We start from the raw sequence: 21,185 nt of genomic DNA, 5'->3' as shown, positions 1-21,185 counted from the left end.
GATCAGTATTGCCCATAATATGCGAAAATTGGCAGCCAGGTAGGCTACCAATTTTTTGTTTTTTCGTTTTTATTCGATTTGCAGCTAATTTTTGGGGCTGTTTCCAAATTCTTTAGAGACAGCCCCTCATTATTCACTATAGTACAGGGCTACTCTACAAACACCGGCAGATGCCCCAGCGAAACGATCTTTTCCCACTGGTCCGCGTCGCCCTCGGTGAAGATAGCCGCCTCGGCCTTAATCTCCGCGGCAGCTTGCTCCATCAGCAGGCGCATGCCTTCCAGCGTTGAGCCGGTGCTGATCACATCGTCCACAATGACCACTCGCTTGCCCTCAATCAGGGCACGGTCCTTTTCGTCCAGATACAGCTTCTGCGGCTTGCCGGTGGTGATGGAAAGCGTTTCGGCCTGCAGCGCGTCACCCATATAGGGCTTGTACTCTTTGCGCAGCACAATATACGGCTTCTTCGACTTGGCCGACAGCGCGTAGGCCAGCGGAATGCTCTTCGATTCAGCTGTAACAAAAGCCTCATAGCCGTCGCCCAGCTTCTTCAGCAGCTCATCCGCGGCCACTTCCACCAATTCGGTATCGCCCAGAATATTCAGAATGGCAATTTTCAAGCCCGGCTTTACTTCAAACAGGCGCAAGTCACGCTTTACACCGGCAATTTCTACAGGGAATGTCGCACGATCTGTCATCTTTCAACCTCAATCACAAAACAAAGTAACAACGATTAAGTTTATCACAAATTCAACGCCACAGAACGCCCCAGCTGCTGCAACCAATCACGTAATCGGTTTACCGTTGGCATAATCTACACTGACCACATGCTCAACGATTATAAACGCAAACCGGTTACTCCCTCGTTTTCCAGCATTTTGTGAAGGGTTGGGGTGGAGTCCGCATCGCCATCCAATACCGGTGGGTTTCAGGCGGTTTCTAGATGCTTTTGCTTCAAAATTGATTGGGGTCTACCCTCTACTCGGCCCTCTTTCGTAGGGGCGGATGGCCATCCGCCCCAAAATGCGGGCGCAAGCGCCTCGCGCTCCTACAGGGATTGGGGCTGCCAATCACCTTCATGGGTAGGGTGGGTGGAAGGCGGAAACACCGCTCCAAAGGTAAACCGGCGTCATGCCCGCCTGAAACCCACCAATGTGTTTTTTACCGGCGGATTTCGGGCGGTTACAAAATGGTCTTGCCTCAAAGTTGATTGATCCGCCCTCAACACCGCCCTACAAGAGAAGATGGTTCATTGGTAGGGGCGGACGGCCGTCCGCCCGAAAATCACGGGCGTTGCCGCACCTGCGCCTATCTCATACTTGGGGGGGAGTCCGAAGTGCGGCGCAAACAAAAACCCGGGATCTCACCCGGGCAATAATAACTGGAGAATCATTGAGCGCCGGGGACGCCGACCCCGGCGCTCTATTAAGGAGGAGAAGAAGAGAAGTCGCCCTTTGACTATTATAATAGTCCACACTGTTCAGTCTTACTTGACGGCTACCCTACGCCAACCCTACGCTGAACCAACATTCCTGCAAGGTGGGCGCGGTTTTCTCCTTTAATAATTAATTGTAGATTAAATTCTTTCCGGTTTGCCCGGTTGAAAGCCCCACCCCATCCTGCTATACTGATCACATGGACAAACCCACGCCCCTGCCTTTTGCCCCTTCCGGCATGCTCATGCCGTCCAGTCCCCTGGGGGCGATCCTCATCACCGCCTCACCGCTCGGGCTGACCGGGCTTTCCATCACCGCCAATGTGTCCGAAACGCAGCGCGCCGCCTCGGCCACCGCCCGCAACACCCTGCTGGTGGAAGCCGCTCGCCAGCTCACCGCCTACTTCGACGGCCTCTTGCGTGAGTTTACCCTGCCCATCGACTGGTCTGGCATGCCCGACTTTCAAGAGCAGGTGTTGCGCTGCATCCAGCACATTCCTTACGGCCAAACCCGCGCCTACGGAGAAATCGCCCGCGCCCTGGGCAGCCCAACCGGCTCGCGCGCGGTGGGCAGCGCCCTCGCCGCCAACCCCATTCCCATCATCCTGCCCTGCCACCGCGTGGTGGGCGCCGACAACAGCCTGCGCGGATTCTCCGCGCCCGGCGGAGTGAGCGCCAAGGCCTGGCTGCTGGCCCTCGAAGGCGCGCGACTCCTATAACCCTCCACCTTCTTCTTTATCATCCACAAGCGGCGCGGGCGGTTCCAATCGCCGCGCTACGCGCGCCTGCATCACCACCATTCCCAGCACCGCCAATCCCAACCCCAGCGCCTCCTTGGTGGTCACCGCCTCGCCCAAAAACAACCAAGTCAGAAGGGTGATCTGAATAAGCATGGTGTTGTTAATCAGGCTCGATTCAGCCGCCGCCAGATGCCGCTGCGTGTGATTCCACAGTGTAAAGGCCAGCGCGCCGTTGACCAGCGCCAGCCAGGCAATGATCACCCAGTTTTGCCAGCGGATGGCGGGCAGCGTCTCCCAGACTGCTCCGGCAGCCAGCAGCGCCAGCGCCCCCACCCCCATGCTCAACGTGGTCACGCTCAACGGGGAAAGACTCTGCTCGCGGTTAACCGAACGGCCCAGCACCGCCGCCAGCGTGTTGCCGCCCACTGCTACACCGGCCGCCGCCCAGCCAAGCGGCAGCGCGCTGTGCGTCTCCAGCGGCAGAAAGTACAGCAACCCCCCGGCCAAAAAAATGGTGATCCCCAGCCACTGCCTGCGCGTCAGGCGCTCATTCAGCCAAAAAATGCCCAGGCAGGCCACCAGCGGCGTGGTGAAGTTCAGCATCAGCGACACACTGGCCGAGGGCAAATATTTTTGAGCCATCACCGAACTGCCCTGCGTCAGCGCATAGAAGACCAGCCCCAACACCGCCAACCGCCCCCATTCACGGCGGGTCAGCCCCTTCCATTCGCGCGCCGCCTGACCGCTCAGCAAAGAGACCAGCAGCAGCGCCGCGAAAGCCAGCGCGTAACGCAGCCCGGCAAACAGCAGCGGCGGAATCTCCAGCAGCCCAATTTTGATCAGCACCCATGATGTGGACCACAGGAATGTTACAAAAAATGCCAGTGCTACCGCCGCCGTGCGTGAAGTTCTTTTGATCATCATCCAGGCCTGTTTTTCTCCATCACCGCGATTCAAGAACCTGCAGAGTGAAGGTCCGCGCCAACCTTATTGGTTGAACCAGCTTTTCTCTGATACAATCAAACCCAATATTTTTTAACTTTACACCTCCAAAGAGTTTTAAGCTATGACGTTTCGCGACTGGGTAAAATTCATCGTGCTGAGCCTGCTGTGGGGCTCGTCCTTCCTATGGATTAAAATCGCCGTTCAGGAAATCGGACCCTTTACCCTGGTGGCCTTTCGGATTTTATTCGGGCTGCTGGGCTTTCTGGTCTTCTTCCTCCTCACCCGCCCCGCCCTGCCCTCGCGCGCCTATATTGGCCCCTTCGCGTTGATGGGTTTGTTTAACATCGCCGTGCCGTTTGTGCTCATCTCGTGGAGCGAGAAATTCATCCCGTCGGGCATGGCCTCGGTGCTCAACAGCACCACGCCCCTGTGGGCCATCGTCATCTCACCCTTCTTCATCGCCGAAGATCGCCTGACCGTCAAAAAAGTGCTCGGACTGGTACTCGGCTTTGGCGGCGTGGTCATGCTGGTCTCCAACCAGTTGACCGGTGGGGTGGGCCACCAGGCCATTGCCCCACTGACCATGCTGGCGGCCACGTTCTGCTACGCCATCACCGCCGTCTACTCCCGCCTCAAGCTCGCCGGCCTGGACCCGATTGCCCAGACAGCCGGAGCCTTCACCGGCGCGGCGCTGGCCATCGTCCCCAGCGCGATGATTGTTGAAGCACCCTTCCAACTGCCGCAGCTGCCCATCACCTGGCTGGCGCTGGCCTGGCTGGGCCTGTTGGGCACTTTCACCGCTTATATGCTCTACTACTCCCTCATCCACAGCATCGGGCCCATGCGCGCCACCTCGGTTACCTACGTCATGGCCCTGGTGGGTGTGGTTTTAGGCATTCTATTCCTCAGCGAACCACCCGACTGGCGTCTCTTCGCCGGTGGTGCTTTAATTATTGGTGGTGTTATGTTAGTGAATCAAAAGAAACGCGAGTTAGCCCAATGACCTCAGAATCTGTTTTCCATTCCGGTTATGTAACCCTGATTGGCCGCCCCAATGTGGGCAAATCTACCCTGCTGAACGCCATTCTCAAGCAGAAAGTGGCCGCCGTCTCTCCCCGCCCGCAGACCACCCGCAAGCGCCAGCTCGGCATTCTGACCGACGATAGCGCGCAAATCATCTTCATCGATACCCCCGGCATCCATAAACCGCACCACAAACTGGGTGAGTTTATGAACGAATCTGCCACCGATACCCTGCTCGACGCCGACCTGATCCTCTGGGTGGTTGACGCCAGCGAAGCCCCCCACGAAGAAGACTTTCTCATCGCCAACCGCCTCAACGCCATCCGCGCAGACCTACCCGTGATTCTGGCGCTCAACAAAGTGGACACCCTCAACGCCGAGCAGATCGCCGAGCGCCGCGAAAAATTCACTGCCCTTTACCCCAACGCCCGCCCCATCGAAATCTCCGCCCTCACCGGCGCGGGTCAATCCAGTTTAATGGATCTACTGATCTCTTCTTTACCTGCCGGCCCCAAATACTTCCCCGAAGATACCGTCACCGATCTCTACGAGCGCGACATCGCCGCCGATCTCATCCGCGAAGCCGCTCTGGTTCACCTGCGCGATGAAATCCCTCACGCCATGGCCGTGCGCATTGATGAATACCTGGAACGCGGCGAAACCGGCGCCAAAATCTCGGCCACACTCTTTGTCGAGCGCGACTCGCAGAAAGGCATCGTCATCGGCAAAGGCGGCTCCATGCTCAAAGAGATCGGCTCCACCGCCCGCAAAGAAATTGAGCGCATGAGCGGCCGCAAAGTCTTCTTAGACCTGCGCGTCAAAACCAGCCTCAATTGGCGCAACGATCCCCACGCCCTGCGCCTCTTCGGCTTTGAAATTCAGAATGAAGAATAGCCAAAAGACCAACAAAATCCGCGCGAAAATCGCGGGTTTTTTTTTGATTAATTATTTCTCCATCCGCTCCTCGGGCTTCAGCGGCTTGAAGCCCTCACCCAGCGCCTCGTGCGCCTGGCCAATCACCATAAAGGCTTTGGCATCCACCTCGCGCACCAGTTCTTTCAACTGGTTCACCTCCGAGCGTGTGATCACGCAGTACAGCACCGGGCGCGACTGGTGCGTGTACGCCCCTGTCCCCGGCAGAATGGTTACCCCGCGCTCCAACACCTCCATCACCCGCGCCGAGATTTCGTCCGGCATATTGGTAACGATCATAGCCGTGCGCAGCGTGCCCAAGCCTTCCGAGGCCAGCTCAGCCGCGATGCCGCTCACATAAATCACCACCATGCCGTAAAGCGCCAGCTCCCAGTTCCACGCCAGGCCGCCCGCCAGCACCGTAATCGCGTCGGTCAGCAGGTAAGCCTGCGTCATCGAAATGCCTTTGCGCCGGTATAAAATCAGCCCCAGAATATCACTGCCGCCGCTGGTTCCCTTTCCCCGGTAGACCAGACCCAGCCCCACACCAAACACCAGCCCGCCATACAGGCTGTTCAATACCAGGTCATCGGTTACGCCTGCCGGGGGAATAACCCAGGCCAGCAAATCGGTGAGCACCGAGAAAATCACAATCGCCCACACCGTGCGCGTGGCAAAGCGCCGGCCGCCCAAATACCGCCACCCCAGCAGGAACAGCGGCGCGTTGCCGATCAGCACCATGATACCAATCGACCAGCCGGTGAAGTAATTGATCACCTGCGCCAGCCCGCTGATACCGCCGCTCACCAACAGCGCCGGCACCAAAAACAGACGCATCGCCAGCGCCTGCACCAACGCGCCTAAAAAGATCAGCAGATAGTCTTGCAAATTATGCCAGGAGAGGTCGGGGACGCCCCAAAGCTGCTTGAATTGAAGGATCTTTTTCGGGTTATCCATCTTTCTCCTCGGTTCATTTCGTAAAAAGAATAGCGCTATTATAAATGCTGCCCCCCACCCTTGAGAAGCCCCTGCCAACCCGGCAACATGGTTTGCTCAAACTCGACTGGCAAGATTAAGTTAAAAACAGGAAACCGGCGTTCAAATCGCCGGCACAGACCGGGGGAAAGTCATCCACCCAGCCAATCGAAGATCAGTCGCCTTGCTATAAGAAAATTACCGGGAAGAATCGTTCAACTTCACACCGCACGAACGACAGTAGGTATCCCCTGCCATAGCACGCTTGCCGCATTCCCGGCAGTAAACGCCCGTCAGCACCGCGCGCGCCGCACTGCGCTTATAGGGAAGGCGAAGTGGGCTGCGCGGTCTGCCCCCGCCCTGCCAGTACCACAGCACGCTGCCAGAAATAACCAGGGCCACAAAAACCAACACCGCCAGCGGCAGCAGTTCCATAAATGTCGACCAGCCAATCCGTGCCTCCGCAATCGGCTCAACCGGTCGCACCGGCTGCAGAACATGGCTCAACTGCTCGGAGGTTTTCTCATACTGAATCTCCAACGCCAGCACAGTGCCGGCTTTCACATTCTGCTTTTCAATCGTGTAATAGATCATACCGTCTTCGCCTTCTTTTCCCACCCCCTGCTCGGGTTGGATATCGAAACGCGAAGCGCCTTCCGGCTGCTGAATATTAAAAACCAATTGTCCAATCTCAAAATCGGCTGGCCATTGGTAAACAAACCGGCGCTCAGAATCAATCCTATCCAGCCGCGGATCATAATATTCCACCCGCACCTGCTGAGACAGGGCAGTAAAGTGAATAGTCAGCCATTCATCCGACGTGTCCAGCGTGTAATCCAGATCATACAACAGCTCATCCATGCTCTGCTGGGCCACTTTGTGCGGTTTGCCCACCGCGCGCGGAATGCGCAGCGACATTTCGGCGGGCAGCAGCGTATCTGGAGACAGCGTCATGCGGTAAATTACCAGCATGCCCGGCAGGTCATATTCCGGCCACAGGTCAATCTGCAGTTGAGACAGGCGCACCGCCGGCTGCTGCGCCCGCGCCTCCCCGGCCAGCAAACCGGTCAGCAGCAGCGCGCACAACAGCGCCAACGCAATTCTCCGCCTGCCGGGTCTTCGCTGGTTGGTTTTTCGTTTGGGAACCATAAAATTATCTTATCACAAACTGCTTTCAGGTGTGCCTGCCTGGCGAACCTTTCAGATTCCCCGCTCAAACCCGCTGGTCGGCTGTTCTTCTGGGGAAAGGTCATGGTATAAATGAAGTATCTGTTTCCATTTTGCCTCAGGGATCTAAATTTGGAAGGACTGGATGGAATCACCTGACCACCCGCTTGCCGCGCAATGCCTGCAAACCCTGCCTAAGATTGAGCTGCACCGCCACCTGGAAGGCTCTTTACGCATCTCTACCCTGCGGCAAATTGCCCGCCAGCACAACCTTCCTTTCCCTTCAAATGCGGACCTGCCAGCTCTGGTGCAGATTCAGGCCGGCGAACCGCTCACCTTCGCCAACTTCCTCTCCAAGTTTCAACCCCTGCGCCAGTTTTACCAATCCCCCCAGATCATCACCCGCGTGGTAGAAGAAGTGATTGCCGACGCGGCCGCCGATCAGGTGCGCCACCTTGAGCTGCGCTTCACCCCCGCCGCCCTGGCGCGCGCGCAGGGTTTTCCCCTCAACGAAGTGATGGATTGGGTGATCGAAAGCGCGCGCCGCGCCGCCAGCCAGCGCGGCCTTTCCCTGGCGCTGATCGCCTCCTTCAATCGCCACGAACCGCTGGAGCTGGCCCGGCAGGTTACTGCCCTCTCCGCAGACCGCGCGGGCAGCGGCATTGACGGGCTGGACCTGGCCGGCAACGAAGCCGAATTTTCTGCCCTGCCTTTTGCCGGCTTGCTGCGTGAGGCCAAACAGAGCGGTCTGCGTCTCACCATTCACGCCGGAGAATGGGGCGGCGCGGCCAATGTGCGCGAAGCCATTCAAGACCTGAACGCTGACCGCATCGGTCACGGCGTGCGCGTGCTGGAAGACTCCTCCGCCACCGCCCTGGCGCGCGAGCGGCAAATTACCTTTGAAGTCTGCGTTACCAGCAATGTGCAGTCTGGTGTCTGCCCGTCTGTGCTGGCGCACCCCATCCGCGGCATGCTGGCCGCCGGGTTGAACGCCACCTTCAACACCGATGACCCCAGCATCTCCAACATTGATCTCACCCACGAATACCGCCTGGCTGTTCAAGAGCTTCAGCTCACCCTGGCGCAGTTGAAAGACCGCGTTCTGGCGGCCGCCCGGGCCAGCTTCTTGCCCCCCGCCAAAAGGCAAACTCTGTGCGATTCGCTGGAGATTGAACTGGCCCAGCAAATTTCAACTTAAAAAAGGATTTACCCCGCATGCATATTCTGGTCACCAATGATGATGGAATCGAAGCCCCCGGCTTGCTGGCCTTAGCGCAAGCTGTTCTGCCCCTCGGCAAAGTCAGCGTGGTCGCACCTGACCGCAACTGGTCCATGTGCGGCCATGTGAAAACCATTCACCGCCGCCTGCCCATCACCGAAACCCACCTGGCCGACGGCACCCCCGCCATCGCCACCGGCGGCGCCCCCTCCGACTGCGTCGCCATGGCCGTCATGGGTCTGCTGCCCGAGCCGGTAGACCTGGTCGTTTCTGGCGTCAATCCCTTTGCCAACATCGGCCACGACCTGACCTACTCCGGCACCGTCACCGCCGCCATGGAGGCCGTTATCTGGGGTGTCCCCGGGTTGGCCTTCTCCCTCGACGGACAAACCCCCACCGGCCTCGATTATTCCGCCTGCGCCCTCGTGGCGCGCGAAGTGGTGCAGCGCGCCCTGCAAAACGGCATCCCCGCTGAAACCCTGCTCAATGTCAACATTCCCAACCTGCCCTACGCCGAGATCAAAGGCTACCAGATCACCCGCCAGGGCAAGCGCATCTACCGCGACGCCCTGGTAGAGCACCCCGAAGAAAACGGCCTGCGCCATCTGTCCATCGGCGGCGAGCCGCCCATAGGCGTGCCCGAAGAAGGCACCGACAGCGGCGCTCTGGCCCAGGGCTGTGTCTCCATCACCCCCATCCAGCTCGACCTGACCGCCTACGCCGCCATGCAAACCCTGGAAAAGTGGGATTGGGAGAAAAATTGATCTATAATTCTGGTAAAATGATTCAATTACCTTTAAAACTAATTGCAAGAAGTACAAACAAGATGATTTCAAAAAAAACGAGACTGGTTGAATTACTAGCCGGAGACTTAAACTTTCATAATAGTGATAGTCTATATGCCTCACACAATTTTCACTCATTCCCTGCAAAATTTCCTCCTCAATTACCTAGAGTTTTTATTGAGAATCTTACCAATCAGAACGGCGTTGTTCTTGATCCAATGATGGGTTCAGGGACCACCATAATTGAGACGTTAATTGCTAACAGGAACTGCATAGGATTTGATATTGATCCTTTAGCAATATTGATTGCTCGTGTCAAAACCACACCTGTTGATCCATCAGAAATAATGGTAATTACAAAAAAGGTAATAAGTGAGTCTAAGAGCTTATTTGATAATGGATTAGATTATCTTAAAGAGTATTATTTTGAAAATTGGGACAGTAAAACAAGAGATTTCATTGATTACTGGTTTGATGAAATTACAAAGTATCAACTGCTTTCATTAATTTTCTTCATAAACAAAATTCAAAAAGAAAGCCTTAAGAATTTTCTTAAGGTGGCTTTTTCTTCCATAATTATCACAAAAAATGGCGGGGTGTCCCTGGCCTTGGATTTAGCACATACAAGACCTCATCGAGCAAAATATGTTAAATCGCAAGATGGAACAGTTATCATTGACAAAGTAGAATCTGAACAAATTAATTCTTATACCTCAAAATCCATTAGATCTCCGTTTAATGAAATCGAGAAGAAAGTAATAAATAACCTCAAAGGCATATTACCTCAATCCATAAACACAAGGTCTCTAATCCTTGGAAATACCCAGAACTCACCCTTAGCAAATAATTCTGTTGATTTAATTGTCACATCTCCTCCCTATGCATCAAATGCGATTGACTATATGCGCGCCCACAAATTCTCACTTATTTGGTTCGGGTATAGCATTGAATACTTGTCTCAAAAAAGGGATGAATATATTGGGGGTGAATTAACAAAACAATGTGCTTTTGAACCTCTACCAAAATTCACTGAAAGTATTGTCCAGGAAATTTCAAATGTTGACGCAAAAAAGGGATTGGTGCTACGGCGATATTATTCGGAAATGACTAGAACTATTAGGGAAATGTATCGCATTCTTAAAAATGATTCTGCTGCAATTGTCGTTGTTGGAAGTTCAATTATGCGGAATATTGACACCCAAACTCAATTGTGTTTAGCAGAAATTGGAAAATCCAGTGGATTTGATGTTCCTAAAATTGGCATCAGGTATATAGATCGAAATCGACGCATGCTGCCTACAAGCAAGAAGGTTGATCTTGAATCTCAAATCCAAAAAAGAATGCATGAAGAGTATGTAATTGGATTATATAAAGACTAATCCTTAGGAGGGGACAAGTTATGTTAATGGAAAATCTTCGTAAAGAGTATCACAAAAAAATTGGTGAACAGATAATTCGAATTTATGAAAGAAAAGGGCAAGTCTTTGCAAACTTTGCAGATGGTGATAGCAAAATTAGCACCATGATATCTTTGGGTATTCTCGATCAGATGGAGTTCACACCAAAAAGGGAAAGAATATCAGAACAAAGTGTTGGAGATATTTTTGAAGTAGTCACAAAAGAGTACCTTGAATCTTCTTTTGAATTACTAGGTAGAATACGCCCAGGTAAATGGCTTTATCAAACAGCACAGACCAGTATTTCAAATTTTGACCAATATGAACATTTACAGTACTTAAAAAAATTAGTATCGGAGAACCAGGCCCTGAAATCAGCAATAGGTGGAGATTATATTGTAAGACCTGATATAGTTATTAGCAGAATTCCTATATCATTAGACGAGTTGAATTGTGAAAAGGACATATTAGATAACCAGTTAGCTATTGCGTCCCATTCTCCTTTACTAGCAAAACCTGATTTACGCCGAGCGCCAATATTACACGCGAGCATTTCATGTAAATGGACATTACGAAGCGATAGGGCTCAAGGTACAAGGACAGAAGCTCTCAATCTGATTAGAAATCGAAAAGGTAACCAACCACATATTGTAGCTGTTACTGCTGAACCATTACCCAATCGTATCGCCACCCTTGCGCTAGGTACTGGTGATATTGATTGTGTATATCATTTTGCTCTGTATGAATTAGTCAAGGCAATTCAATTAACTGATAGAGATGATTTAAGTGAGTTCATTCAAACAATGATTGAAGGAAAACGCTTGAGAGATATCAGCGACTTGCCATTCGATTTGGCGATCTAAAATTGAAGTTATGTAACAATCAGATACAGAGACTTATTATCCTTACACTCACACTTTGTCATTCATTAATTTCATTTGTCATACAAGTGCCGGTATGATTCACCGTTCAATTCTGCTATACTGTTCATAGAAGCATTCCTGGTTGCCAGATCCTTACAATATATTCCACCTCAGCCGAGAAAGGAGTGTAGGACATGGATTTTTCCGTGCAGCATTGGATGGTTGATATGATCGTGTTCATTGACCCGGAAAGCACGGTCGAAGAGGCGCTGGCCATGATGCGCCGCCGCTACATCCACAGCCTCATCGTTAAAAAGAGCTCTGCCGACGATGATTATGGCATTATCACGTCTACGGATATCAGCGACAAAATCATCGCCGAGGAAGTCAACCCGTGCGACATCAAAGTCAAAGATATCATGCACAAGCCACTCATCACCATTGAAAAGGGAAGAAGCCTCAAAGACTGCGCCAAGCTGATGAAAAAACACCACATTCATCACCTGCCGGTCGTCGATGAGAAGAATGTTTTAATCGGCATGATCTCCGCCACCGACTTCCTCGTCGCCGCCGAAGCCATGTGCCAAAAGCCAGGTGAATTTCTGACTTAATGTGTGGTATTTAGAAGGTTAACCCCCTCCCTGCCATATCAACCGTACGGTGCATCAGGTATAATTATGCCAGTATGCACCGTACATCTCATTTAAGAACCATCTTCTCTCTACTCACCGCGCTGTGCCTGTTGGGCGCGTTCCTGCTGAACACCGCCCCGGCGCGCGCCGAAACGCCCAGCCCCTACGACCTGATCGCCGCAGTCAACGCCTGGCGCGCCAGCGCCGGCCTGCCCGCCCTTAACCCCGACGGCGCGCTGATGGCCGCCGCCCAGGCCCATTCCGAATATCAGGCCTCCATTGGAAGCTGGTCGCACGCCGGCGCGGGCGGCACCTATGAATGGGACCGTGCTGCCGCGGCCGGTTACGGCGGCGGGGCGGCGATTAAATGCGACGAGGCCGTTGCCATTGCCTCGCCCTCCAACGGCATTGACTATGTCGTCTACACCCTGTGGAATGATTATGACCACCGCGATTTGGTGTTGCTCAACCCCAACTACACCGACGTGGGCGCGGGCGCGGTGGAAAAAGACGGACTGATCTACTACACTCTCGACGCCTGCTACACCGGTTCGGGCGGCAATTATGTCCCCCCATCCTCATCTTCCGCCAGCGCAGGCACGCCCGTTCCCACCCGCCCGGCCATCGTCGCTATTCAAACCTCCACCCCCAACGCGGACGGCTCGGTTGTGCATAAAGTGCAGTTCGGCCAGACCATGTGGGGCATCGCCATTGAATACGGCATGAAAATCACCGAAATCGCCGGCCTCAACAACCTCGACCCCACCAGTCCGGTCATCTGGCCGGGTGATGACCTGCTCATTCGCCCCCCCGCTACGGCCACCGTAACGCCCACCCCCACGGTTACCACACCGCCGCCCACACACACCCCAAAACCAACCATCACCCCCACGCCCACCCGGCCTACCGCCACCCCCACCCTTTCTCCAACACCCACGCGCCAGCCGCTCTTGGGCGGGTTGCCCACCTTCCAGCCCAGCAATGGCCGCGCGATGGGCATTGTGATGATTGTCATCTGCGGGTTGGGCCTGGCGGCTGTTGGAATTGGCAGCTTACGCTCCAAAAACGGATAGCCCCATGTCCATATCCAGATTTCACGGGTTTCAACTCCTGTGGTTCTCCAGCCTGCTGGCCGTGCTGGTATCGTTGGGATTCACCGCCCGCCCCGCCCGCGCTCAAGATGAAAACCCGCCCCTGCCCAACGCCTACGACCTGATTGCCTCGGTCAATGCCCTGCGCAACCTTCACGGCCTGGGATCGCTGAACATGGACGGCAGCCTGATGGCCGCCGCCCAGCAGCAAGCCGATGACCTGGCCGCCGGGCTGGCCTTTGGCCACACCGGCGCAGGCGGCACCAGCGCCGATGACCGCGCCCGCTTGAACGGCTACCCCTTCTACGAGGGCATCGACGTGATGGAATGCTGGGCCTCTGTGCCGCCGGGCACCGGCACCGGCGACGTAGTCTTTGGCTTTTGGAGCGACGAAGTCCACACCAATGTGATGATTCACGCCTACGCCCGCGACGTGGGCGCGGGCATCGCCGCCGATGAGAACGGCGCCATCTTTCTTGTGCTGGACGTGGGCGCCGATTACTGGGGCACCTCTCTGCGCGGGCGCGCCACCGCCACCACTCTGCCCGGTTGGATGATCACCCCCGGCGGGCCCACCCTCACCCCCGAAGTGATCTTCCCCGTCTTCACCGCCACCCCCCAGCCCGACGGCTCGCTCAAGCACCATGTCGAACCCGGGCAAGCTCTGTGGACCATTGCCATCGCCTACGAGATGAAAATCGACGAGATCGCCCGTCTCAACGGTCTGGACGCGCAAAACCCCATCATCTACGCCGGGCAAGATCTGCTCCTGCGCCAGCCTGGCGCCGCTCCACCCACCGCGCCTGCGCCCCTTGCCAGCGCCCCCACCGTGGATGGCAGCCCGCCGGCCGCCGTTACCCGCGCGGCCAACCTGGCCGCGCCCACCCGCACCACCAGCCCCTCCCCAGAAATAACCCTCACCGCCACACCTGCCCCTGCGCGCGCCCTGCCCCCCTCCAACCGGCGCGTAACCGGCCTGCTGCTGCTCATTTTTTGCGCGGGCGGCCTGCTGGCCCTGGGCTGGTCGTGGTTCAAACCCCGCGCCGCAGCTTGACAAAAACGGTTATAATCACACCCATGATGAAAATTGACAGCACGAAAACATTCCTGCTGCGCGTCCTGATCCTGATAATGGTATTATCCGCGGCCCTACCCGCCTTACCCGTCCAGGCTCAGGCCGGCAGCGCGTATGACCTGATCGCCGAAGTCAATGCCCTGCGCGCCGAATACGGCCTGCAGCCCTACCAGGTGGACGGTGGGCTAATGGCTTCCGCCCAGGCGCATTCTGAATACCAGGCCTCCATCCAGACCGGCACCCACACTCGCGCCGATGGATCATCGCCAGCCAGTTTGGGCTTCACCGAGAACATCGCCTACGGCGGCAGTATGAGCGTCAGCTACGCCGTGCGCAGCATTTGGAGCGACCAGCTGCACATGAACACCATGGTAGGCTACGAAAGCGGCTATGTGGGCGCGGGCGTTGCCACCGACGCGAGCGGCAACGTCTATTACACCTTGCAGGTGCGCAGCACCGGCGGCTACGTCCCCCCCGTCATCCAGTCCACCCCTGTTGGCGGCGGCGCTCCGGTTGCGGTCAGCACCCCGCAGGTCGTTAAAGTAGAGCTGACCAACACCCCCAACCCGGACGGTTCCATCAAACACAAAGTCGAACCCGGCCAAACCATCTGGGCGATTGCCCTGGCGTACGGCATCAGTGAAGTCGAACTGATCCAGTTCAACTACCTCGACGCCCAAAACCCGCTCATCTACCCCGGCCAGGTCATCATCGTCCAGCCGGCCTATACTCCCACCGTCACCCCCACCATCACCAACACGCTGCCGCCGCCCACCCGCACACCGCGCCCCACCTTCACCCCGCGGCCCACGCGCCCCACGGCCACCCTGGCGCACACCGCCACACCCACCAACCCGCCCCTTGTGCCGCCGCTGAATACAGCAAGCCGCCGCGGCATTGGTATTGGCATCATCCTCGTTTGCGCTGCCGGGCTGGCTCTCTCCATCCTGCCTTCTGTGCTCAAAAAATAACGCTTTATTAAAAAAGTGTGTTTTGCGCCACACAACGGCGCAAAACACACTCGATACCCCATCCAGCATTGCGGCTTTATTTCGCGCCGCTAATCCGTTCCCTTCAGATCATAAAATCTTCCCCGCGCCACATGCCGTGTTCGGGCGCGTGTGGCACCAACTCGCCATTCGACAGGCCGTTGCCATTTCCATTGCCATTCACCAGCACAGCCGCCTGCCCCATCTCCAGCGCGCGCAGTTTTCTTTCCATCTTTTCCATGCGCGCCATCACCGCCGTCAGCGAAGCGCCAATCGTGTCGGGCAGCTGCTCGTGGTGTAAATCGGGCGACACCGGGTGCGGCTTGCTGCGCATCACCACCTGTCCGGGTACCCCCACCACCACTGAGTTAGCCGGAACCGGTTTCACCACCACCGCGTTGGCGCCTACCCGGCTGTATTCGCCCACTTCAATCGCGCCCAGCACTTTGGCCCCCGCGCCGATCACCACGCCGTCACCAATATCCGGGTGGCGCTTGCCCTTCTCGGTGCTGACCCCACCCAGGGTTACCCCGTGATACAGAGTAACATCACTGCCAATCGTCGTGGTCTCACCGATCACCACCCCCATGCCGTGATCGATAAAGAAGCGCCGCCCAATTTTCGCCCCGGGGTGAATTTCGACCCCAGTCAGACCGCGCATCAGGTTCGAGAGCATGCGCCCCGCCAGCTTCATGCGATGCGTCCACAGCCAGTGCGCGATGCGGTAACCCCATATCGCCTGCAGGCCTGGGTATGTGAGCAAAATTTCCAGCGTGCTGCGCGCCGCGGGGTCGCGCTCGTATACCGAGCGAACATCTTCGCGTATCAATTCAATAAATTTGCCAATCATCAACATCCTGTCCTTAATCCCGATCCAAACCTTCGTAGAGAGCCGTGGTCAGGTAGCGCTCGCCAAACGAAGGGATAATTACCACAATCAGCTTACCGGCATTCTCCGGGCGGCGCGCCAGCTGCAAGGCCGCCCAGGTGGCTGCCCCCGAAGAAATGCCCACCAGCAGGCCTTCCTGGGTGGCCATCGCGCGTGAGGTGGCGAAGGTGTCTTCACCCGTTACCTGAATAATCTCGTCGTAAATACCGGTGTTCAACACCGCCGGCACAAACCCGGCCCCAATCCCCTGAATGGGGTGTGGACCTTTCTGCCCCCCGGAAAGCACCGGTGAGGCCGCTGGCTCCACCGCCACCATCTTCACCGAGGGTTTCAACTCTTTTAATCGCTCGCCCACCCCGGTGATCGTACCGCCCGTGCCTACTCCCGAAACCACAATATCCACCTTGCCGTCCGTGTCGCGCCAGATCTCTTCCGCGGTGGTCAGGCGGTGCACCTGCGGGTTGGCCGGGTTGTCGAACTGCATGGGAATGAACACATTCGGGTCATTGGCGGCCAGCTCTTCCGCTTTGGCAATCGCCCCCGCCATGCCGGCGCTGGCCGGGGTGAGGATCAACTCGGCCCCAAAGGCGCGCAGCAAAACGCGCCGCTCGCGCGACATTGACTCGGGCATGGTGATCACGCAGCGGTAGCCGCGCGCCGCGCAAACCATCGCCAGGCCAATGCCGGTATTGCCGCTGGTCGGCTCTACAATCACGGTATCCTTATGAATCAAACCCTTGCGCTCGGCGTCTTCAATCATCGCCAGGGCGATGCGGTCTTTCACGCTCTTGCCAGGGTTAAAATATTCCAGCTTCACCACCACGTCTGCCAGCGCGCCTTCAGTGATGCGGTTCAATTTCACCAACGGGGTATTCCCGATTAAGTCCGTTACGTTATTCGCGATTCTCATATCTTATTCCTCATCATCCCATCATGAATAAAAAAAGCTAACTGGCAAAAAAAACAACAGCGCAACGCCGCCTGTAGAAACAAACTTGTTTCGCAGGGCTGCGTTCCGCCGTCGGTGCCAGTTAGCGCGAGAGTGTTATTTCAGTCTGCCGAGACGGAAGCGATCAGCCCCGCCTCAGACACATGCACGTCAACATAAAAGTTGTCCTTTTAATTTAAGATCATTTTTATATGATTTATCACAATTATATCGCGTCTTTCAACGCTGTCAAGCTGATTTTACCCGTTTTGTATCCATTTGGGGAAAAAGAGTTGCAACCAGCACCACCGAATTTCGTATACTGATATTGAAACAGACCATTTTTCTGATCCTTTGGGAAGGAAGTAATTTCATGAATTCATCCAATCGTTCCTCAATCTCCGCGGGGATTTTGCTCATCCTGGTCGGCGCTGCCTGGCTGGCCATGCGGGTTGTTCCCGGTCTCTCCGATCTCATCCAGGTGGAATTCACCTGGCCGCTGATCATCGCCGGCTTCGGCCTGCTGATGCTCATCGCCGGGCTGGCCGCTGGCAACGCCGAAATGGCCGTTCCGGCCTGCTTCTTCATGGGCCTGGGCGGCATCTTCTATTACCAGAACGCCTCTGGCAACTGGGCCAGTTGGGCCTATATCTGGACGCTCTTCCCCGGTTTCGTTGGCGTGGGTCAAATTCTCGCCGGTCTCTTCAGCGGAAAAGCGGCCGAGGGCCTGCGCGAAGGGCTGCGCGCCATCCTCACCAGCGCCATCATGTTCTTCATTTTTGGCTCGTTCCTGGGCGGCATGCGCATCTTTGGCCCATACTGGCCGGTGCTGCTCATTCTGGCGGGTTTGCTCATTCTCATCCAGTCCTTCTGGAAAAAGAATTAATCCTTTTTATTCAGCATTGTGAGTTTTGGAGGAATTATGCGTAGAAATAGACTTTTTTGGGGCAGCCTGGTGCTGCTGGCCGGCATCATCCTGTTAATGGACACCATGGGCATTCTGCCCCGCGGCATCAACGGCTGGCAAATCATCTGGCCGCTGGCGCTCATTCTGGCCGGGTTCTATTTTTTGCTCGGCCCCACGCTTCTCAAACAAGACCTGACCGTGGATCGCGTTGAGATCCCCCTGGAAGGCGCGCAAGACGTGGAAATTCGCATGGATTACGGCGCGGGCTACTTCCACATGTCTGCCCTGGAAATGCCTGGCACCCTGCTGGAAGGCTCGTTCGCTGGCGGGCTGGAGCATCAAATGGAACGGCGCGGCCCGACCGCCTTCTTGCGCATGCGTCCCAAGATCACCGATGTATTCGACTGGCCGCATTGGGGCGGCGAGCGCGGCATGGAATGGAACTTTGCCGTCAGCCGCGACGCGGTCTACCACCTTATCTACAACGGCGGCGCCAGTGAATCCGTGTTTGATCTGACCGACCTGCAAGTGCGCGACCTGGAGATTCACACCGGCGCCAGCAAAACCGAGGTCAGCCTGCCCAGCCGCGTACCGCTCTGCCGCGTTTCAGTGGAACACGGCGCAGCCGCTGTAACCCTGCGCGTGCCCGCCGATGTGGCCGCCCGCGTGACCGTTGAGGGTGCGGCGATGGGCACCAACATCAATACCGCCCGCTTCCTCCAGTCGGGCAATGTGTACCAGTCGCCCAATTACGACAGCGCCGAATACCGTGTCGAGGTCTCCGTCAAGGGCGGCATGGGCTCGATTGAAGTGATCTAACGCAAAGGACATTTGTTATGAAACCCAATACCTGGCGAACCATTCTGGGCGTCATTCTGGTTGTTTTAGGCGCGGTCTCCATGGCGCAAATCATGGGTGTGTTTCCCGAAGGCTCCATGTTTATGACCTCCATCATTGCCCTGGCCTTTCTGGGCGGCGGCGCGGCCTTTTTGGCTGTCTTCCTTGGCAACCGCGCCAACTGGTGGGCGCTCATCCCCGGCGTGATCCTGGCCGACCTGGGCCTGTTGATTGGCTTCAGCGAATTTGTACCCGGCTTTGATGTGATCAGCGGAGCGTTCTTTATGGCTGGTCTCAGCCTGGCTTTCTGGCTGGTCTACATTTTCGCCCCACAGAACTGGTGGGCCATCATCCCTGGCGGCGTGCTGCTCACCCTGGCCGCCATCATTCTGCTTTCCGATATAACCGATAGCGACGGCTTCTTTGTCCCGGCTGTCCTCTTTTTGGGCATGGCAGCCACCTTTGCCGCCCTGGCACTGCTGCGCGGCCACGACGCCCCCGTGCGGTGGGCCTGGATTCCGGCGGGCGTTTTAGGCGTGATGGGCGCGATGATGGCGCTCTCCGCCACCAGCCTGGTTGGCTACGTCTGGCCGGCGGCTTTGGTGCTGGGCGGCCTGTACCTCATCATCCGCCCAACCTTGCGTAAACAATAGACAGGAAACAAATCATGCAAAAACGGCTTTATCGCAGTCGAAAAGATGTCATTCTCGGTGGCGTGTGCAGCGGATTAGGCGACTACTTTGGCCTCGACCCGGCCATCTTCCGCATTCTATTTGTCCTTTTCGCTGTTGCCGGCGGGCCGGGCGTGCTGGTTTACATCGTCTTGTGGATCATCCTCCCGCAGGAAGGCGAGGCCGATTCTACTGGCGCTTTCGGCGGCCAGGAGTTTTCCAACCGCGCCCGCCAGATGGGGCAGGAATTTAGCCAGGCGGTGCGCCAGCCCAACCAGCGCGGACTGCGCTACCTGGGCATTGGCCTGCTGCTGGCCGGGGGATGGCTGTTCCTTCAAGCGCTCAACCTGCCCTGGCTGGAATGGGCCAACACCCGCCTGCTGTGGCCGCTGGCGTTGGTGATTATCGGCGTGGTCATGCTGAGCCGCGCCTTTCGTGGAGAAGAATAACATGAGCAATACCTCTTTTGAATCTAAACCTGAGCACCGTTCCAAGCGGCCCAGCCTGTTTGGTCCGCTGCTGCTCATCGGCCTGGGCGTCGTTCTACTGCTCAACACCCTCAACATCGTGGAAGGCGCCACCTGGCAGACCCTCCTCAATCTGTGGCCGCTGCTGCTGATCGCCGCCGGCCTCGACGGCCTGTGGCGCGGCGAGGGCTTCGTCGGCTCAATGGTAGTGATGGGCCTGGGCGCTATTTTTATGTTAGCGAACCTGAATATTCTGGCCGTCAGTCCCTGGTCGTTCATCATCCGCTTCTGGCCGCTGATCATCATCGGCTTTGGTTTAGACCTGATCATCGGCCAGCGTTCCAGCATTTCCGCGCTGATCAGCGTGCTCATCGGTCTGGCCATTGTCGGCGGCATGGTTGCCCTGGCCTTCTTTGGCCCTGTCAGCCTGGCTTCCTCTCAAGCCATGCAGAACTACACCTTCGAGCAGCCCCTGGAAGGGGCCACAAGCGCGCGTCTGATCATCGACTCGGTCGGCGGCAATATCTTCCTTTCACCCGGCGCGCAGAACCAGACCCTCATCGAAGGTGACCTGGCCCTCAACCCGCGTGAGAACGCCTACCCCCACTACACGGTGCAGGCAGGGCGCGGCATCTTCAACCTCGACACGCGCAACGTTGTTTCGGTTACCTCGCGTTTTGATGAAGCCAACTGGAAACTGCGCGTCAACCAGCAGGTTCCGCTGGAAATAGAGACCAAACACAGCGTGGGCAACCAGACGATTGATCTGCGCGTGTTGAACGTGGAAAAAATTGATCTGGAAAACGTGCTGGGCAACGCTTTGGTTTACCTGCCTGAAGATTCGGTAATGGAAGGCTCGGCCTCTTCTGTGATCGGCGACCTGTCGGTGGTCGTGCCAGAGGGTGTCGACGCCCGCCTGGAAGTGGAAACCGGCATCACATCCGTCTCTTTCCCTCCCAGCTTCATCCGCGAAGGCGACTTCATCTACAGTTCCGAAAGCGCGCGCGCCAACCCCGATATCGACCTGCGATTGGAACAAACGATTGGCTCCATCCGCATTTCCCTGGCCGACTGAACCGTTTTCGGTGGCATGCCCCCATCGACCCCTGGTTTGCCAGGGGTTGATTTTTTTCCTTCAGCACAAATCACCGGCGCGGGAGAATCTTCTTGTAGGTCGGCTTGAGCGGCGGCGGATTGAACAGCCAAATAGCCAGTTTTTTGTCCGCCGCCCGAAAGCC

22 protein-coding genes are annotated in these 21,185 nt (G+C 56.4%); 16 read left to right on the top strand and 6 right to left on the bottom strand.

From position 1 onward, the window contains the following. Positions 1-149: 149 nt before the first annotated feature. Complete coding sequence (locus ADN00_RS14920; RefSeq protein ID WP_075063800.1) at positions 150-698, bottom strand: phosphoribosyltransferase family protein; 549 nt, start codon at positions 696-698, stop codon at positions 150-152. A gap of 937 nt (positions 699-1,635) precedes the next feature. Here ADN00_RS14920 and ADN00_RS14915 point away from each other — a divergent pair. Further along, complete coding sequence (locus tag ADN00_RS14915; RefSeq protein ID WP_201781206.1) at positions 1,636-2,154, top strand: methylated-DNA--[protein]-cysteine S-methyltransferase; 519 nt, start codon at positions 1,636-1,638, stop codon at positions 2,152-2,154. On the opposite strand, the gene ADN00_RS14910 is transcribed toward ADN00_RS14915, so the two are convergent. Then, on the bottom strand, positions 2,149-3,099 hold the full coding sequence (locus ADN00_RS14910) for a DMT family transporter (protein ID WP_075063799.1): 951 nt from the start codon (positions 3,097-3,099) through the stop codon (positions 2,149-2,151). The genes ADN00_RS14915 and ADN00_RS14910 overlap by 6 nt on opposite strands. 142 nt (positions 3,100-3,241) lie before the next feature. Between ADN00_RS14910 and ADN00_RS14905 the strand changes: the two genes are divergently transcribed. Beyond that, entirely contained in the window at positions 3,242-4,123 is an 882-nt protein-coding gene (locus tag ADN00_RS14905) for a DMT family transporter (protein ID WP_075063798.1), read from the top strand. Next, entirely contained in the window at positions 4,120-5,037 is a 918-nt protein-coding gene (gene era, locus ADN00_RS14900; protein WP_075063797.1) for a GTPase Era, read from the top strand. The genes ADN00_RS14905 and era overlap by 4 nt, the downstream gene beginning before the upstream one ends. 51 nt (positions 5,038-5,088) lie before the next feature. Here era and ADN00_RS14895 read toward each other — a convergent pair whose 3' ends face one another. Continuing rightward, the gene (locus tag ADN00_RS14895) at positions 5,089-6,012 is read right to left on the bottom strand and encodes a YitT family protein (protein WP_082390175.1); all 924 of its coding nucleotides are present in this window, start codon (positions 6,010-6,012) and stop codon (positions 5,089-5,091) included. Positions 6,013-6,228: 216 nt separating this feature from the next. Beyond that, positions 6,229-7,179, bottom strand: a complete 951-nt coding sequence (locus tag ADN00_RS14890) for a hypothetical protein (RefSeq protein ID WP_152966375.1) — start codon at positions 7,177-7,179, stop codon at positions 6,229-6,231. A gap of 163 nt (positions 7,180-7,342) precedes the next feature. Here ADN00_RS14890 and add point away from each other — a divergent pair, with 163 nt between their 5' ends. The 8 genes from add to ADN00_RS14850 all read left to right on the top strand — a co-directional run bounded on the left by add (position 7,343) and on the right by ADN00_RS14850 (position 15,230). Continuing rightward, positions 7,343-8,395 carry an adenosine deaminase gene (gene add / locus ADN00_RS14885; RefSeq protein ID WP_075063795.1) on the top strand — a complete coding sequence of 351 codons (1,053 nt, stop codon included), beginning with the start codon at positions 7,343-7,345 and terminating at the stop codon, positions 8,393-8,395. A 17-nt stretch (positions 8,396-8,412) separates the two neighbouring features. Further along, positions 8,413-9,180, top strand: coding sequence for a 5'/3'-nucleotidase SurE (surE, locus tag ADN00_RS14880; protein ID WP_075063794.1), 768 nt, complete (start codon positions 8,413-8,415; stop codon positions 9,178-9,180). Further along, positions 9,165-10,580 carry a DNA methyltransferase gene (locus ADN00_RS14875; RefSeq protein WP_075063793.1) on the top strand — a complete coding sequence of 472 codons (1,416 nt, stop codon included), beginning with the start codon at positions 9,165-9,167 and terminating at the stop codon, positions 10,578-10,580. Before surE ends, ADN00_RS14875 begins: the two co-directional genes overlap by 16 nt. A 20-nt stretch (positions 10,581-10,600) precedes the next feature. Then, the gene (locus tag ADN00_RS14870) at positions 10,601-11,461 is read left to right on the top strand and encodes an NgoMIV family type II restriction endonuclease (protein WP_075063792.1); all 861 of its coding nucleotides are present in this window, start codon (positions 10,601-10,603) and stop codon (positions 11,459-11,461) included. Between the two features lie 194 nt (positions 11,462-11,655). After that, positions 11,656-12,072, top strand: a complete 417-nt coding sequence (locus ADN00_RS14865) for a CBS domain-containing protein (RefSeq protein ID WP_075063791.1) — start codon at positions 11,656-11,658, stop codon at positions 12,070-12,072. A 74-nt stretch (positions 12,073-12,146) separates the two neighbouring features. After that, a complete protein-coding gene (locus ADN00_RS14860) occupies positions 12,147-13,166 on the top strand; it encodes a CAP domain-containing protein (RefSeq protein WP_075063790.1) in 1,020 nt (339 codons plus the stop codon). A gap of 4 nt (positions 13,167-13,170) precedes the next feature. Next, complete coding sequence (locus ADN00_RS14855; RefSeq protein WP_075063789.1) at positions 13,171-14,238, top strand: CAP domain-containing protein; 1,068 nt, start codon at positions 13,171-13,173, stop codon at positions 14,236-14,238. Positions 14,239-14,261: 23 nt separating this feature from the next. After that, positions 14,262-15,230, top strand: a complete 969-nt coding sequence (locus ADN00_RS14850; protein ID WP_075063788.1) for a LysM peptidoglycan-binding domain-containing protein — start codon at positions 14,262-14,264, stop codon at positions 15,228-15,230. A gap of 103 nt (positions 15,231-15,333) precedes the next feature. On the opposite strand, the gene cysE is transcribed toward ADN00_RS14850, so the two are convergent. Beyond that, entirely contained in the window at positions 15,334-16,098 is a 765-nt protein-coding gene (gene cysE / locus ADN00_RS14845; protein WP_075063787.1) for a serine O-acetyltransferase, read from the bottom strand. Positions 16,099-16,111: 13 nt separating this feature from the next. Then, on the bottom strand, positions 16,112-17,047 hold the full coding sequence (gene cysK / locus ADN00_RS14840; RefSeq protein ID WP_075063786.1) for a cysteine synthase A: 936 nt from the start codon (positions 17,045-17,047) through the stop codon (positions 16,112-16,114). A gap of 391 nt (positions 17,048-17,438) precedes the next feature. On the opposite strand from cysK, the gene ADN00_RS14835 reads away from it, so the two are divergent. From ADN00_RS14835 to ADN00_RS14815, 5 genes are read left to right on the top strand one after another with little or no spacing between them, the layout of a single operon-like run. Continuing rightward, on the top strand, positions 17,439-17,951 hold the full coding sequence (locus tag ADN00_RS14835) for a hypothetical protein (protein WP_075063785.1): 513 nt from the start codon (positions 17,439-17,441) through the stop codon (positions 17,949-17,951). A 36-nt stretch (positions 17,952-17,987) separates the two neighbouring features. Continuing rightward, on the top strand, positions 17,988-18,791 hold the full coding sequence (locus ADN00_RS14830) for a LiaI-LiaF-like domain-containing protein (protein ID WP_075063784.1): 804 nt from the start codon (positions 17,988-17,990) through the stop codon (positions 18,789-18,791). Positions 18,792-18,808: 17 nt separating this feature from the next. Continuing rightward, on the top strand, positions 18,809-19,462 hold the full coding sequence (locus ADN00_RS14825; protein WP_075063783.1) for a hypothetical protein: 654 nt from the start codon (positions 18,809-18,811) through the stop codon (positions 19,460-19,462). A gap of 14 nt (positions 19,463-19,476) precedes the next feature. Then, positions 19,477-19,929, top strand: a complete 453-nt coding sequence (locus ADN00_RS14820) for a PspC domain-containing protein (RefSeq protein WP_075063782.1) — start codon at positions 19,477-19,479, stop codon at positions 19,927-19,929. A gap of 1 nt (position 19,930) precedes the next feature. Beyond that, complete coding sequence (locus tag ADN00_RS14815; RefSeq protein ID WP_075063781.1) at positions 19,931-21,022, top strand: LiaF transmembrane domain-containing protein; 1,092 nt, start codon at positions 19,931-19,933, stop codon at positions 21,020-21,022. The last annotated feature ends 163 nt before the right edge of the window (positions 21,023-21,185 follow it).

The organism is Ornatilinea apprima (assembly GCF_001306115.1).
GTDB lineage: Bacteria > Chloroflexota > Anaerolineae > Anaerolineales > Anaerolineaceae > Ornatilinea > Ornatilinea apprima.
Note: the sequence above shows the minus strand (reverse complement) of the source record. Positions and strands in the feature narration are given on the sequence as shown.